This is a genomic window from Planctomycetia bacterium, from assembly GCA_016795155.1.
Taxonomy (GTDB): Bacteria; Planctomycetota; Planctomycetia; order Gemmatales; family HRBIN36; genus JAEUIE01.
Genome location: JAEUIE010000005.1, coordinates 51,442 through 67,083 on the forward strand (window position 1 = coordinate 51,442; position 15,642 = coordinate 67,083).

Below are 15,642 nucleotides of genomic sequence, written 5' to 3' on the forward strand. Positions count from 1 at the left end.
GGGCTGGCAAGCTCATTATACCCAATCAAGTATTCAGAAGTTCCTGGCTATCATACCTTGCCACCAGCAACAGGAACACTGACAATGATAACCTATCGGGCGTTTAGCACAGCGGTAGTGCACCTCGCTTACACCGAGGGGGTCACAGGTTCGAATCCTGTAGCGCCCACTCTTTACCAGTGGCCTGAAACTTCATAAAGTATCAAGCCAATTCCATTTGCATCAATTGCCAGGAAACCGTTATGGGTAAGCGTGGAGATCGATTTCGTCTGCGTGCTGTCAAGCAGAAAGAAGCCAAGGCAATCAATGGCCCCCGCAAAGCTGCAGAACGTGTACGTCGCGAAAAGCGGATGATGACCATTTTGAATGCAGCCAAACCACCCTATTCCAAAGTGGTACGCAACTGGTTATCCAATCTGCTGGGTAAACCTGAAATGCATATTACCGATGCTGATGTGAAGGCAGTTCTTGCCAAGAAGTAGTATCAGCCATTGAGTAGATTGAGCCTGGAGTATCCAGGCTCTTTTTATTTGTCATTATTCATTGATGACGGATGTTGTCGCCGTCGTTGCATCAACTTCTTCCTCGATCAGTTGATGGGCAGGTTGCGTAACTGCACGCAGCCTCCTGTCGTCGCTGAGCGACCAGACGACAACGGCAATGGCAGCAGCTGAAGCCAGTATTCCTCCAAGAAGTGCATTGACTCCGAAGAGAACAAACAACTGCGTTCCGATCCAGGGCATGATTAATCCACGAATGCCGTTGAGCCAGAAATGGATGCCGTTGTACATGGGAACATCAGCTGCAGAGGGCGCAAACTGGACCGAGGCCAGTGCCCAGGTTACCTGCCCGCCACCTTCAGCAACACCACGCAGTACGCTGGCAACGATGATCAAGTGTGGCACAGACCAGACGATACCGGCAAAGTAAAAGAGAAGGTAAATCGTCATGACTGATGCAATAAAGAAACGTGCCTGTTCGATGCCCATCTGATCCATGAGCCGACCCCAGATCGGGGAGGTAACAGCCAGAAAGGTTTGTGGCACAACTGCAAGCCAGAGTGCTAATTCCAGCGAGGAAAACCCCAGATCCTCCTTGCACATCACCAGCACCAGATGGACAGACAGGAAGAAAGCTGAGCCAGATAGGAAATATCCAAGTTGAAATCGTCGATAAGCGTGGTCATTTTTTAGAATCTGTTTGACTGCCCGGTAAGCGCTTCCAAGAGTACTGACTGATTCCTGTACGGCTTGAGGTGGTTTCACTTTAGCATAGGCCAGGCATGCAACGAATCCGAATAATGCAGCCAGTGGACACAACCAGCGGTAATTCTCTGCACTGTATCCCCGTTCTTCATCGACGAGATAGCCGATAGCAATGACCACCAGCACCATGGAAATGAAATTCCAGAACACCAGCCAGCCTAATACACGGCCACGCATGGTGCGCGGATACGTGGCATGATACAGGCTCGATTGCCCCATTCTCATGGCTGAAAATGCCAACTGGCTGATGGCGATAAATAGTGTGAACCAGTCGGCGGCGGTTCCGCAGGGCAAATACTCCACCAATGGCGTTAAGAGTAATGGAACGTTGGCCCAGATAGCCATGCGGAGAACCAGTTTCTGCATGCCCCATCGTGCGCCCAGTCGAGCCCAGAGCGGGCCGATGAATGCGCCGCATGGGAATGCACAGGTCATGATGGTGATATGCCACTGGTTGGCATGCAGGCTCTTGAGTGCAATGACATGGGCGGCGTAAAGGATGGTGCCCATGAATACGCCATTGAGCGCATTGAAAATGCACTCCATGCGTAAGTTGTACTTTAATCGTTGCAGTGACGATTCAGAACTTTGGTCTGCAACCGGTGCGTCATGAGCTGCCATACGATTTGTTGTATTACAACACCTGACTCGTAGCGTTACATTCAGATGGTGGACTCGTTTCGAAGACACCAGCCTTCATAGAAGCTTCAACCAGTGCTACTTGGTTTTTCGCTGGTGCACGTATATCATGATACCAAGGTAAGCCATAGTGGGACTCGCTTACCGATGTGACAAGGAAGCACTCACCATGATAGCGGGATGCTGTAATGGTGCTGACAGGAGCAATCATGCTCTCGCTGTCATCCAGTCAGGCTCGCCCCGCGACATTGCTCAAGAATGTCAGTGGCCTTAGTCCCGAACGATCTATCAACTATGAAGACTTGATAGTAGCTCCTGCTACGCCGCAAGGGCAGGGTGCCCGGGCCATTCTTCGCCTCACGGGGAATCACGCCTGGTCTGTTGTCCGTTCGCTGCTGCATCCCAAGGAAGATATCTCAGCGGAAATGGTGCAGGGCAGATTTCCGTCGCAACTCAGGCTGCCTGATTTCTTCAGCCCTTTGCCAGTGCAGATTCAAGCCTGGCAAGGCCCTTGGACTTACACCGGGCAGGATCTGGTGGAACTGCACCTGGTCAGCAGCCCACCGCTGGTACAGGCGCTGCTGGATCATCTGCTTGAAATGGGAGCCAGGCTGGCTGAGCCCGGAGAGTTTACGCTGCGAGCCTTCCTTGCTGGTAAGCTCGATTTAACACAGGTAGAAGCGGTCCATGCACTTTCGACTTCAAGTGATTCGCAGGAACTGCGAACAGCCTTGACTCAACTGGCTGGTGGCTTGTCCCGGCCTCTGGATGCTCTGCGTGAAGAAATTCTGTTATTGCTGGCGGAAGTGGAAGCTGGCTTGGACTTTGCCGATGAAGACCTCTCCCTGATTGATAACGATTCATTGCTGTGGCGAGTGGACGCCTGCAGGTCTGCCCTGATGGATGTTCAGGATCGTCTGCGTGAACAGGGCAAATCTTCAGCCGTGTTTCGAGTAGTACTTGCGGGAATGCCCAATGCAGGCAAGAGCAGCCTGTTCAATACTCTGGTTGGACAGAACAGTGCATTAGTCAGTGCTCAACCTGGCACTACACGCGATTACCTGACCCGAACTTTGCAGGTGCAGGGCGTTAGCCTGGAACTGATTGATACAGCAGGTAGTGAACAGGCCACCGGCACTATTGAACAGCAAGCGCAGGCTCTGCGACACGAACAAATGCATTCTGCTTCGCTTCTGCTCTATTGTTTTGATTCAACCAAAGGCCTTGATGATTCGGAGCACCGATTGATACAACAATGGCCTAATGATAAGTTGCTTCTGGTTGCCACCAAAAGTGATCTACCTGGTGAGCCTGCAATATCACAAGCGATACAAACCAGCACGGTAACGGGAGCTGGGATAGCAACTTTGCGTCTCAAACTGGCAGAGCATGCCAGACTATGCATGATGCCTGCACTGATTTCTCCCAGTCTCCATCGTTGCCAGAAGCATCTGGAATCAAGTATCAAGAGTCTGGTGCAAGCCGGCGAACTGCTGCATGAGCATCAACATATGGAACTGGTCGCTGCAGAATTACGGACTGCACTGGATCAGATTGGGTGCATGGTAGGCGCGGTATATACCGAAGACCTGCTCGGAAGAATCTTCAGTCAGTTCTGTATAGGCAAGTAGATCATCGCTGCTTGATGCGAATCGAAAGACGCGACGAATCTGTGGCATCCTGAATCTGATTTTCCAGATATGCTTTTGATGGCTTGGCTGTGAATTCTCCAGCTTCCTGGCATACCAGATCAAGAACGACCCTGAATGACTGTTCTGTTGCCAATTCAGGGATTTCCAACTTCAGCTCAGATCCTTTCATGTTCCAGCGAACGGGCTCAGCAGTGCCTGTTGGCTTGCTTGCTTTGATGGCTGCATTGATCTGTTTCAAGTTTTCCGGCAATCTAAGCCCAGCTGGGAGGTTGATTTTTACGATAATATTCGGCTGTAAACGCGAAGTGGTGTTTTGTAACTGGCATTCGAGTTGAACAACGTCATTGATTCGAGCTTCCGGCTGGCGGATTCTGGTTTCCAGAGTCAAAGGTTTCGCTTTGCTGCTGGTAGCTTTGACGGAAATGTCAATTGTTGAGGCACCCAGGCGACCTGCACCATCAAATCCGAATACATCGAATCGATAAACACCTTCGTTCTCAGGCAAGTGAACAGGTAGTTCAATTCTTCCCTGCGGGGGAATCATCTGGAAAGGTTTCCAGAACACGGTTTGCGTCCAGGAGGCAAGTCGTTTTCTTGTCAGGCTTTCCTGGCCCCAGGCGTATTCGCGAACAAAAAAGTTGGCAGCTTTTGCTTCATTATTCTGAGTGTCAACAAAGTCCTGAGCTTCATTTTTCTTGTCAGAGGTATTGGCACTTTTCTCTTTTCTGCTGGGAGGAGGAACAGTTTTATCCTGCTTGAATCCGCCGATTCCACCAGGAACTATGTCTCGGTTGGCACGTAAATTCTCAGCGAGTGAGTCCTTGGCATTCGCGTTTCCAGGTTCGATGGAAAGCTTGCCTGTTGCCCCTTTTTCGAGTGACAAATGGTTGTCGATTGCAGAAGGCAGTTTCTTGTTCTGCCTGGTGATTTGCACCTTTCCAGGGGCCTGCGGCGGGGCTGTGTCCTTATTCGCAGACCGCATCGAGCTTAATTGAGGAGAGGGAAGATTATCGGTCTTCATTGCCATTGCCTTTTCCAATTCCTTGCCAGGAACAGCAGCAGGCGGCATGGCAACCGATGGTGCCTGCCTGCGTTCAGCCTGTTTTTCGCCAGGACCGGCATCGAGAACAGCGTTACCTGATGGTTTTGCTGCACTAACTGCATTGGATGGATTCACCAGTGTAACTGTATTTTCCCCGCTTCTATCTCCTGCTCCTGTAGCACCACCTGACGCTGTACGAAGCTTGGCAGCCTGTAATACTTCTGTTAATTCCGATCCAGCAGGTGCAGGAGCGGTCGCTTCTCGGAGTTCATTCGACTTGCCAAGTTCAATAGTTTTGATTTGAACAGGCTCGGCATGATAATTCCAGAGCAACGCTGTGCCTGCAAATCCCAATACGCTTAAACCACCCAACGTCAGAATAAGATGCCACGGCATAAAGGATCGCTTGATGTAGACAGCGGCAAGACCAGCAAGGCTGGTAATGCCCAGTAGTCCTGCACTCAGAATGTGGAACCACGTTGAGAATTGACTCCATTCCTGTTCACGCAGGTACTTCTGCTGCTCAGCTTTCTTGATGGATAATTCCTGATCCTGAAGTGTTTGTTTGTTCAACAACGTCTGAACATCAAGATCTTTCTTGAGGGAAGATAATCGCTCTTGTGCTGCAGCTAGATCCTTGGACAGGCTCGATTCCTGAACACTGGCTCTTGTCCGTAACTTCACCTGGTCAAGCATTTCCTGCCGATTGTCAAAATAATGAATTGGCAGCCTGTTGAAGTTGTTGATTCTGGCAGCCAGTTCCGGTGCGTTGACTTCTTTGAATCGTCTCCAGCCTTGCACTCCTAAAAGCAGGTCTAAAGCCTGCGATGCACGGGGATGCTGGCTGAGGAAGAAGTCTGCATGTTCCAGTTCCTCAGGCTGACGAACTTCCTGAGCCAGAAGGAAATGAGCTGGCAGGCTTCGCTGCGTCGATGTATCAGCCAACTGCAGCAGCGATTGATTGACGCCAGCAATTGTGACAAAGGCAGGTACAGGTTGTTGAGCTTCGTTTACAGCATCAATTCCGAGCATCAGCGGTTTGCCAGGCTCTTGACGGGTACTCAGCTTCAGGCCGAGATTCTTATCTGGTTGCCTGTAAACGAGGCGTTCTGCCAATGGAATCAGCTGAGGAGGTTCAGTTACTGATGACAACTCAGAAATAGTAACGCGGTATACTCCACCGGGTGCTGAAACAGGATCGATTTGTAACACTTGTTTGGCATCAGCTTCCATTTTGTGCTGATCGAGTGCAATCAACACGCCTCGACAATGCACGGCGACTACCAGTTCACGAGACTTGCCCCGATTGCTTAAATGCAGTTGAAGTGGCGCGTGTGCTGGCAAAACGGATTTTTCAATATGCAGTACAGTTCCTGATGCTTTGGCGGCAGGAAGATTCATGGAGACTGCTTGATTGGCGGGCTTCCTGCTGCGTAGTTTGTACGAATCTTGATTCTTGGGAGTGAATTGAAAACTTCCCATGCCTCGTGAAACTTTGTATTCAGATTCATCGTGAAAGGTACTGAGCGTAGCAACAACCTTATCCTGGCTGTCAAGCAATTCTGCCTCGCTGTCAACTGGTTCACCACGATCATTCTTTACTTCGAAGTAAACAAGATTGGTGGTGCCTGCAATCAGATCACCACCTTCAGGATAGCAATAAACATGCAGCCGATTCGTTTCAATACGGAAAGGCTGTGTCCAGGTATCGGTGCCCATCGAGTTGGTAAATCGGAATGACAGTGTTCCTTGACCCTGAGTTACTTTTTCAGGCAAGGTGAATACGAAACGCACTTTACCGAACGCATCGGTCTTTCCTGTGTTTCGATCAGCAGATTTTTTGCCTTGCAGATTATACTGTTCACCATCAATGGTTATCTGGCTTTCCATGATGGAGTCTTTTAGTGGTTGATTGCCAGTGGTATTGACCTGGCCGGTAACAATCACCTGTTCGCCAGGTGAATAAGAAACCCGATCAAACTGAAATGACTTGTTGTACAGAGGTGGTGCAAAGGAGTTTACCAGGAAGGTGGTAACTTGTGGCGGAAAGCGATCATTCTTTTCAGTCAAGATAAGTTGCGATTCACCAAGAGGCATATTTTCAGGCAGAACGAATGATCCACTGGCAACGCCCTGCAAGGGTTTGCCCTGGAAATCACGAACTAACTGCTGCTGATTCGAATCGAACAACTGAGCAGTCTTGTTCCAAGTTGAAAGCACTTTCTGATCTGGCCCGATGAGTTTTACCAGAAACTGCAACTGTTCCCGACAAGCAGCAAAGTTTGTCTTGTCGAGGGCGACGGCACGGAAGAAGAGTTCCTCGCCTGGTTGATACAACGGCTTATCGAGACACAGATGGGCAGCGTATTCCGCCTTCAGTATCTCCAGCGGGTGCGTGATCTTCTGCAAGCTGTTGAGAGGCTGAGTATCCTGAAGAACTTCGTTGCTGATCACTTTGCCGGCATACTGCTGGTAAGCGAGTGAGGGAACCGAAAAATTCAACTTGTTGGAAGCAGCACTTTGACGATTCTGATATTGATAGTTCTGTGCAGACTGTCCGCTTTCGGTGCCGCGCATGCCAAGTTGAAGTGATGACATTGGGGCTGGCTGGCCGTTGAGAAGATTGTTCAAAACAACCACTGGGGCATCGGTATTGGCTTGAACCGAAGTAGGGACCAATACCTGTTGATAAGCAGTCTTGGCCATTAAATCTTGTTGCGTTTTGCTTTCCAGATTTGCCAGATTCTTGCTGAGTTCCGCAATGTTTTTTTCTTGATCCTTGATTTGCTGTATCAGAAGGAGGCTTTTGTCGGCCACAGGCATGGGTCGGTTGAGTTCATCGAATCGCTCACGAGCCATGGCTAGCGCCTGACCCTTGGTTGCCTGGCCCCACCAATAGACTCCGCCCATACCGACGAGCAACGCAAATACCAGGCTGGCAATGGATACATACCAGGCTGTAGCCTGGGATCGAGTGCGCAGAGTTACTGGTTTTGATATTTCGACTTTTGGTGCTGCAAACTGGATGGCGGTTTCAAAACGACTTGCCTGTGCCAGCATCTTCTGCTGTTGTAGAACCTTCTGGTAAGACTGTTCGCAACTGGCGCACTGAGCCATGTGCTTTTGGATTGCAACAGCCATCTCAGGTCCATCGAGCAGCCCGTAGACGTACTCGAAAAGCCGTTCTTGACAGCCTTGGCACGTCGTCATGATAATCCTCCCGTGCAGTCTTCCAGCACCTTTCGCAATTTAAGCAGTGCAGTTCGCATTTGTGTTTTGACAGTTCCCACTGGCACGTTTCTGATCTCGGCAATTTGTTCGTAAGTTAATTCACCATTCTGCCTGAGCAGAAAAATCTCCTGCTCTTCCTGACGCAGCGTTTTGATGGCATGGCGAAGACGCTCTACCTGTTCATGCTGTTCCATGCGTTCCAGCGATGAGTTGGCAGGAGCGGCGTACATGTCTTCCTCACCCATGGGTTTGGCTTTTCGCCGCCATGCACTGCGTCGCATGTCCGTTGCAGTGTTCATGGCAACACGGAATATGAAAGCTCGCAGATTCTGCACCTGGCCAAGTTCTGCCAGGTTACGCCAACACTTCATGAAGGCTTCCTGGGCGGCATCATGGGCATCTTCCTGGTTGCCCAGAAGATACACCAGGGTTCCTACCAATTCGCCTCGAGCTTCGTTGAAGGCGCGAACCAGTGCATCCCCCATGCTGCATTCCGGCGGCGCCGGATCAGGCGTGGTGGCAGTCTGAACCAACCCCAGATCTGCCTGCATGGCTGATACACTCATATCCGTCTAACAGAAAAGACGACAAACTACTTCGCATAGTTTGATCGAGGATGTAACTATTTGCAAGTCTTGGAGATGAGATAATTGACAGGATTGTTAGAATCCCGGGATTCTTAATACTGGAAAATCTTCTCCTTCTTTGAGGCCGTCATCGAAATAGTTCCAGACAGCCAGGCCATCTTCTGAACTTGGCTCAAGCAGAAAACTAGCCAAATTGCCCAGTGGATGGCTGGTTCGCACCAGAATGGAGCCTGCTGGTATTTTTCTTGTATCTTTTCGAGCAGGTTCCACTTCGAGTGTAACCAGCCGATGTTTCTGATACTCGCTCTGGCTTTTGGTGACTTTGGTGACACGGTAGACTTCAACTGGTAATTCCTTCTCGGTCGAGGTAGTTTCAAAGGCGATGCCATGCCGTTTTAGGTTATCGACAACATTGCCGTAACTGGCCGGAATGCAATAAGCAGCGGGGCGGGCTACTTTGACCGTTGCTTCCACGCCGCCTACATAACTGACGGTATACTCAGCAGGTAAAGTGGTTCGAACCCGTTTGCCATTCTCCTCTTTTTCTGCAAAGCCCAAAACCGTGTAGCGACCAGGCATGGGTATCAGCTTGGCCCGAAGAGCAACCTCTTGAGTGGCTTCTGCTTGCCGTTTGGCTGCTTCTGAAAGTGTTTTTATGATCTCCTGGTGATGAGCAGCAGCGTAATCGACAATGACATTCACAAAATCCTTGCTGGCCAAAACTCGGTCACGGTAGGAAGCATAGGAGTAAGATTCGCTCAAAATGCCGATACGCTGGCGGAGAGCACAATACTGTACGCTGAAGCGAGGTTGATGGCCGTAGGTTTCCCAAACGGTTTTGTCTCGATTGAAGTTGCCATAGAAGAAGCCTTTCCATCCACCTTTTTTGTCGAGCCTTTCGTTCAGTTCGGGAATCATCTTCTCGTTGGCCAGCTTGATGATGGCTGCATCACATGCAGGATGCTTGCTGGTATCATGCGTGATCGTATGCCGGTGTTGGGAACCGTTCGTAGTATGCAAATCAATAATGATGTGGGGATTCCAGGTATCGAACAGCTTTACCAGACTGCTGATTTCGGGTGAATCGAGCTTGACGAAATCACGATTGAGATCGAGTCCATTGGCGTTAGCTCGGATACCCATTCCTTGAGCAGGGCCCTGCTGGCCGGGTCGATTGGTCAACTTGAATCGGTCGTTGCCATCAGCGTTCAGGTTGGGGTAAACGAGGAAGATGACGTTTTTCAAAGCTGGATGATGTTCTGCCAGGCCAATTTCCCGGGCCAGCATCAGTACGCCTTCTTTGCCATCGCATTCTCCAGCATGAATGTTGGCGAATGCCATCACGATGACCTTCCCCGATTTCACTGCTACTTCTGGAGAGGAAAGGGGTGGGTCGGCAATCACCAGCAAAGGCAACTTTTTGCCTTCTACCGTGGTGCCTGAATCGACCAGCAACTTGATGTTGGGTGAAGCTTTTGCAAGCCGTTCGCATAAACCAATAACTTCATCGTGCTTGGAGGTGGCTTCGAAATTGGAAGATTCGGCAACGGTCAGCAGTTCCCTTGGAATATCGATTGCTGAAGCGAACGAGCCGATAAACACAAACGAGATGAGAAGCGAATAAACCTTCATGTGTGAGGCCTTGTGCATAAGTTGATTACTTGGCTTTTGTACGAAGTTCCAGAGTGGCTCTCCAGTGATAAGATGAACTCGCCCCGTTCACAGTCACGGAAGATGAAACAGCATGATGAAGACGAATTCAACATTATTAATCCTCGACCTGGATGGTACTATCGTCAACAGTCTGGACTTTATCATCAAGTGCTTTCAGGATGCGGTTGCCCCATTGTTAAAACAGATGCCAACAGGCAAGTCTATAGTTGCATCGTTTGGGCCGAGTGAAAATGAGTGCATTGCCAGAGTTCTGAGAGCATCTGAAAAGGAGAATACGACACTCAATCCAATTGCTGAGCAGGATATAGAGTCTGCAGCGAAACGATTCCACTCCCAGTATCGGCAAGGAGTTGAAAACGGAGCCGTTCATCTGTTTAAGGGGATGAAAGAAGTCATGGAAGATGCTCAACAGCGTGATTGGCCAATGGCTATCTTTACCGGAAAGGGTAGGGCATCAGCCATCGAGACATTGGAGCAGTTCGATCTGCTCAATGCATTTGGCATCATTACGACCAGCGAAGATGTGCCCGCTAGTAAGCCTGCGCCAGATGGAATCATTCAAACCATGAAGCAAATGAATGCTCAGCCATCGCAAACGATCATGGTGGGAGATCATCCTGCAGATATCCAGGCAGCCCACTGTGCCGGCGTAACGAGCATTGCCGCACTGTGGGGAGCATTTGATAAAAGCGCTACGCTTGCAGCCAGGCCGGATCACGCCTTGGAAACGCCAAACGACTTGCGTTTGTTTCTGCAACAGTGGAAGATGGGCTGAATCATCAGGAGAGAATCATGCCTGATACGTTCATGGCAGTGTTTAAGGTCGATGTCACCTGTCCGCTGGAACATCCGTTATGTGGTGGCTGGATCAAACCAGCCAGCAAAATTGGCACACCGCTTTACTGCATCGGTTGTGTGCTGCAAGGCCCCGAAGCGCCGGTGGTATTGGCCTGTCTCGATTGGACAGGAGTATTGAACCAGGCACATGTCGATTTTACGAAGGTAATTGCCAAGGCTGCTCACACCACTCCGGAGCGGGTTGCATTGCACTGTGTCCATCAGCACAATGCTCCATTTGTCGATACCGTGGCCCAGCAATGGGTCGCTGAGCAGAAAAACCTGCCAGCGAGTGTCGATGTCAAATGGTTCGAACAGATTCAGCAAAAGGTTGCCAAGACAATCGAAGAAAGTTTGACCAGACTGCAGAAGGTGACTCACATTCAGCATGGCAGCGCCAAAGTGACAAAAGTAGCGAGCAACCGTCGGCTCATTGGACCGGATGGAAAGATCAGTGGCTGGCGTGCGAGTTCCTGCAAGGATGAAAAGTTACGCGATGCACCGGAGGGAGAGATTGACCCCTGGCTGCGAACTGTCAGCTTCTGGAACGAAGATTCCAAGCTGATTTCGATTCATTATTATGCCGTCCATCCGATGAGCTACTATGGCGATGGCGTGGTGAATGCAGACTTTGTCGGGCTGGCACGGGAAAAATGTGCTGAAGATGAAGGGGTGCCACACCTCTATTTCACGGGTTGTTCAGGAAATATTGCAGCTGGCAAGTACAACGATGGCCAGCCTGAGCGACGAGCAGAACTGGCAGAGCGCATACACAAAACCATGGTCGAATCAGATCATGAGCTGAATCGTGAAGTGTTGACTCACTGGGAATGGCGAAGCAAACCGGTTCATTTGCCGCCTCGTGCTGACTTGAACGAAGCGGACATTCGCAAGGTGATCGAGAATGCTAAGGAATCAAACGCCAACCGTATCCGTGCTGCGATGCAGTTGTCCTATCTGAAACAACACCAGGCACGGGTTCCGATTTTTCTGAACGGAATGCTGATCAATCGGCACATTCGGTTGATTCATCTGCCTGGCGAGTGCTTTATCGAGTACCAGATTTATGCAAGGTATCAACTCGCGGAAGCGATCATCTGCTGTGCAGCCTACGGTGATGGTGGGCCTTGGTATATTCCCACTGCAGCAGCATATCCACAGGGTGGATATGAAGTGACTGCAAGCTGGGTATCGCCTGAAAGTGAAGTGATACTGCAGGAAGGGATTAAGCATTTTTTGAGGAGGTGATGTTTCTTCAATCGAAGATAGCTATCTACCTGTCACTGTTTCACGATTACGTGAAGCAGTTACACGGCACATAGCTGATGGATAGCAATGCCACCCAGCCTATGGGCGGTGGCCAGTTGCCGCACGTCCACAGCCGGGAGGAAGAAGGCTTCTACGTTCTCGAAGACGAGATCACCGTCAACGGCGAGCGAGTCGTCGCCACTGCGAGGACGTTCGCCAGCATGCCGGTCGGGACGCTGCACAGCTTCAGTAACGAGAGCGACAGCCCGGCCAAGATCCTGATTTCGGTTGTCCCTGCCGGCCTGAAACACATTTTCTTCGAGGTCGGGGTACCGCTGGCCGAGGGAGCGACGACTGCCTTACCGTCAACGCATGATGATATCGAGCAGTTGCGGGCGGTTGCCCCGAGCTACGGGGGCCAGATCAGAGTGCCGGGACACACCTGAGCCGGAACGCCCTCTACGGCCTTTAATGAGGAACGGCATTTTTCTGTCGGGCGTGGATCGCCCGCAACTCCCGCTGGTGCCGAACCGCCCAGTCCGCCAGTGCCCCGATGGGCTGGAGAATACTCTTGCCCACCGCCGTCAGCCGGTATTCTGTCTTCGGCGGCACGACGGCGTACACCTTCCGACTCACCAGCCCGCCCCGTTCGAGGTTGCGGAGCGTCTGGGTCAGCATCTTCTTGCTCACGCCGGGGATCTGCCGCTGGAGGTCACTATACCGCTTCACCCCATCCCCGATGACGAACAGTACGCTCGAAGTCCAGCGGTCGCCCACCAGATCGAACATCATCCACAGCGGACAATCTTCATCGAGAACACAGAGTGGGGTGTGCTCTTCATCGGGCATCGCTCAGTCTCCAAATGATATCTAGGGCACCAAAAGGTGCCTACTTGATCAATATAATCCTACGGCTAGGATGTGCTTAGTGGAAGGGCCATCGCCCGTCGTCCGACAGAAATCCGGGGAAAGGTAATGTCAACTGAAGCGTTCACCGCAGAAAACTCGGCCTTGCTGCTGATCGACCACCAGACCGGCACGATGAAGCTCATCAAGAACCTGCCGCTGGAGGTGGCGAAGCGGAACACCTTAGCCCTTGCGAAGACGGCCAAGATACTCAAGATTCCGGTCGTGCTTACGAGTTCACAGGAGGAGAACTTGCAAGGCCCGCTCCTGCCGGAACTAGCGGACTTGCTGCCCGAAGCGTTCGCCTCACGGGTCCGGCGGGCCGGGATCGTCAACGCATGGGCCGACCCGAACTTCAAGGCGGCGGTCGAGCGGACGGGCCGCAAGCACCTCATCATGGCCGGGGTGACGACCGACGTGTGCCTGCTGGCTGGGGCCGGGATGCTGACCGGGGCGACCGTCGCCCCGTCGCCGGTCGGTGCCGACGAGCCGAAGCCGAAAACCTCGAAGCCGAAGGTCGTAGCGGACGGCGAAGGCGAAAAGGTGTGGGCGTTGGGGGTCAAGGTGACGGTCAAGGTAAAAGCCGAGGACACCGGCGGGGCGTACTCGGTCTTCGAGGACGTGATTCCGCCCGGTGGCGGCCCGCCGCCGCACACTCATTCCAAGGAAGACGAGACGATCTACGTCGTGGAGGGCGAACTGGTGGCTTTCCTCGACGGCAAGAAGTACGAAGTAAAGGCCGGGGCGTGGGTTCACATGCCTCGGGGAGTTGAGCACTACTTCAAGAACGTCAGCGACAAGCCGACGAGAATGATCCTGACCTACACGCCTGGTGGCTTCGAGAAGTGGTTTCTGGAGGTGGGGACGCCGGTGAAGGATGGCGACTCGGGACCGCCGCTTTCCACCGCGGAGGACATCAAGAAGGCGGTTAATTCGGCAGCAAAGTACGGCGTCGAGTTCCGCAAGAAATAAACGTTTTGTGAGGGTTGAGTGGTACTGCTTTAGGTACTATGTCCGGTCCGAACAGTACTACACAAGCAGTGCCATGGCGCAAAGTTGTTGGATAGGCAGTGCCACCCGGACAGTTTCGCATCAAAACGAAGATAGCCGACCACGCACATGGTCGGCTATCTCGGGGAACAAGGAGGCAGTCTTGGGGGAGAGACTGCTGACAGGACTAATGAAGCGTTAGAGGGGGAGCTAACCTTCGTTCCTGCCTTGGGTGCCACTTGCTTTCGGGTTGTGCATCGTGTTGCAATGTTCTCATCGGCACTTGATTCCTGTCGCAGTGTAACAACTCATCAAATATTTGAATGTGTACCGTCAATGGGCTGTCTCATCGGCATGGTCGATACGGTTGGTCTACCCGGATAACTTGAACATGGCTTTTTGATGCTTTTCCTGTGTTTCGTTGCTAGATTAGAGGAATAGTGGATGGAGTGACGTAACAAACGTTCTTTTGCCAACAGGCAGCGACATGGCTTCAGAGAGCGATAAAATCCTGGTGCAGGACATCCGAAAAGGCGATGCGGAAGCCTGGCAACGACTGATTGATCGATACGAAGGTCGATTGCTGGCATTTGCCAGGCGCAGACTCAGTGATCGTTCGCAGGCTGAGGATATAGTTCAGGAAACGTTTGTGGGATTCTTGAACAGTTTGCCCAATTTTGATGAACAACGCGATTTGCAGACTTATCTCTTTACGATTGCTGCGCACAAATTAACAGATTACCTGCGAAAGCTGGGCAGGCATCCGCTGCAACATATCCCGGATGGGCAGGAATTCTTTGAAGGAAAGACCGATCATCGTCCTCGTGTTTCCAGCATGGCACGTAGCAGGGAGCGAGTGGCTCTTGAGGAGATTGCGTTAACCGAAGCATTGAATGAAATGCTTCTCGATTGGCGCAAGCAGGGAGATTTCTTGAGGATAAAAGTGCTGGAACTGCTTTTTGTTGCAGGCTGGAGCAATAAAGACGTTGCAGAATTCCTGGACATCAAAGACCAGCAGGTTGCCAACATTCGCTTCGCTGCAGTGAGAAAAATTACCGAAAAGATTCAAGAAGCCGGTCTGCCCATCGAAGTGTTCCCCGGATTGAAGCAAGAGCAGGAACAGGTGTAATCATGGCAAACCAATCAGTGCAGAAAATAACTCTGGAAGATTTGCATGGTTTCCTTGATGAAGCATTGTCCGAGGAAATGTCATCCAAAGTGGAAAAGGCCCTTCGCGAATCGATGCCGTTACGCAATGCGCTCATGCGTTTGATGGAAGACCGTGAACGGGGTGAACACAGCCTGGGCGCCATCTGGCGACGACAGAGGCTTACCTGTCCGACACGGGAAGACTTGGGCAATCTGGTGATGGGTATTCTGGACAGCGATTACACCGACTACATCCACTTTCACATCAAAAGCATTGGCTGTGGATATTGCCAATCCAATCTTGCTGATCTGCAGGAACTGAGCAAGGAATCCAAAACGCACGTGAAACTGCGCAGGCAGAAGATGTTTGCATCGAGTGCTGGTTTGCTGCCTGGCAAAAAGCGATAGATCGTGCGCAAGAA

General features: G+C 51.3%; 13 protein-coding genes and 1 tRNA gene. 9 read left to right on the forward strand and 5 right to left on the reverse strand.

The window, feature by feature from the left end:
- Nucleotides 1–97 precede the first annotated feature (97 nt).
- A tRNA-Val gene (locus JNJ77_02290) sits at nt 98–169 on the forward strand.
- Nucleotides 170–242: 73 nt separating this feature from the next.
- The gene (locus tag JNJ77_02295) at nt 243–482 is read left to right on the forward strand and encodes a hypothetical protein (protein ID MBL8821389.1); all 240 of its coding nucleotides are present in this window, start codon (nt 243–245) and stop codon (nt 480–482) included.
- Between the two features lie 54 nt (nt 483–536).
- Here the strand turns inward: JNJ77_02295 and JNJ77_02300 are convergent, their stop codons facing one another.
- Nucleotides 537–1,886: an MFS transporter gene (locus tag JNJ77_02300; GenBank protein MBL8821390.1), complete on the reverse strand. Its 1,350-nt coding sequence runs from the start codon at nt 1,884–1,886 to the stop codon at nt 537–539.
- Nucleotides 1,887–2,113: 227 nt separating this feature from the next.
- On the opposite strand from JNJ77_02300, the gene mnmE reads away from it, so the two are divergent.
- Nucleotides 2,114–3,535: a tRNA uridine-5-carboxymethylaminomethyl(34) synthesis GTPase MnmE gene (mnmE, locus tag JNJ77_02305; GenBank protein MBL8821391.1), complete on the forward strand. Its 1,422-nt coding sequence runs from the start codon at nt 2,114–2,116 to the stop codon at nt 3,533–3,535.
- 1 nt (nt 3,536) lies between these two features.
- On the opposite strand, the gene JNJ77_02310 is transcribed toward mnmE, so the two are convergent.
- The 3 genes from JNJ77_02310 to JNJ77_02320 form a co-directional block, all read right to left on the reverse strand.
- Entirely contained in the window at nt 3,537–7,808 is a 4,272-nt protein-coding gene (locus JNJ77_02310; protein MBL8821392.1) for a hypothetical protein, read from the reverse strand.
- Complete coding sequence (locus JNJ77_02315; protein ID MBL8821393.1) at nt 7,805–8,395, reverse strand: RNA polymerase sigma factor; 591 nt, start codon at nt 8,393–8,395, stop codon at nt 7,805–7,807. The genes JNJ77_02310 and JNJ77_02315 overlap by 4 nt, the downstream gene beginning before the upstream one ends.
- 96 nt (nt 8,396–8,491) lie before the next feature.
- Nucleotides 8,492–10,048: a M14 family metallopeptidase gene (locus JNJ77_02320; GenBank protein MBL8821394.1), complete on the reverse strand. Its 1,557-nt coding sequence runs from the start codon at nt 10,046–10,048 to the stop codon at nt 8,492–8,494.
- 112 nt (nt 10,049–10,160) lie between these two features.
- Here JNJ77_02320 and JNJ77_02325 point away from each other — a divergent pair, with 112 nt between their 5' ends.
- From JNJ77_02325 to JNJ77_02335, 3 genes are all read left to right on the forward strand, one after another.
- Nucleotides 10,161–10,865 (forward strand): HAD family hydrolase, encoded by a 705-nt coding sequence (locus tag JNJ77_02325; protein ID MBL8821395.1) that lies wholly within the window; start codon nt 10,161–10,163, stop codon nt 10,863–10,865.
- A 17-nt stretch (nt 10,866–10,882) separates the two neighbouring features.
- Complete coding sequence (locus JNJ77_02330; GenBank protein ID MBL8821396.1) at nt 10,883–12,175, forward strand: hypothetical protein; 1,293 nt, start codon at nt 10,883–10,885, stop codon at nt 12,173–12,175.
- Between the two features lie 77 nt (nt 12,176–12,252).
- Nucleotides 12,253–12,621: a cupin domain-containing protein gene (locus JNJ77_02335; protein MBL8821397.1), complete on the forward strand. Its 369-nt coding sequence runs from the start codon at nt 12,253–12,255 to the stop codon at nt 12,619–12,621.
- A gap of 22 nt (nt 12,622–12,643) precedes the next feature.
- Here JNJ77_02335 and JNJ77_02340 read toward each other — a convergent pair whose 3' ends face one another.
- Nucleotides 12,644–13,024, reverse strand: coding sequence for a helix-turn-helix transcriptional regulator (locus JNJ77_02340; protein MBL8821398.1), 381 nt, complete (start codon nt 13,022–13,024; stop codon nt 12,644–12,646).
- 126 nt (nt 13,025–13,150) lie between these two features.
- Here JNJ77_02340 and JNJ77_02345 point away from each other — a divergent pair, with 126 nt between their 5' ends.
- The 3 genes from JNJ77_02345 (at nt 13,151) to JNJ77_02355 (ending at nt 15,628) form a co-directional block, all read left to right on the forward strand.
- Nucleotides 13,151–14,053, forward strand: a complete 903-nt coding sequence (locus JNJ77_02345) for an isochorismatase family protein (protein MBL8821399.1) — start codon at nt 13,151–13,153, stop codon at nt 14,051–14,053.
- A gap of 505 nt (nt 14,054–14,558) precedes the next feature.
- A complete protein-coding gene (locus tag JNJ77_02350) occupies nt 14,559–15,200 on the forward strand; it encodes a sigma-70 family RNA polymerase sigma factor (protein ID MBL8821400.1) in 642 nt (213 codons plus the stop codon).
- A gap of 2 nt (nt 15,201–15,202) precedes the next feature.
- Nucleotides 15,203–15,628: a hypothetical protein gene (locus JNJ77_02355; GenBank protein ID MBL8821401.1), complete on the forward strand. Its 426-nt coding sequence runs from the start codon at nt 15,203–15,205 to the stop codon at nt 15,626–15,628.
- The last annotated feature ends 14 nt before the right edge of the window (nt 15,629–15,642 follow it).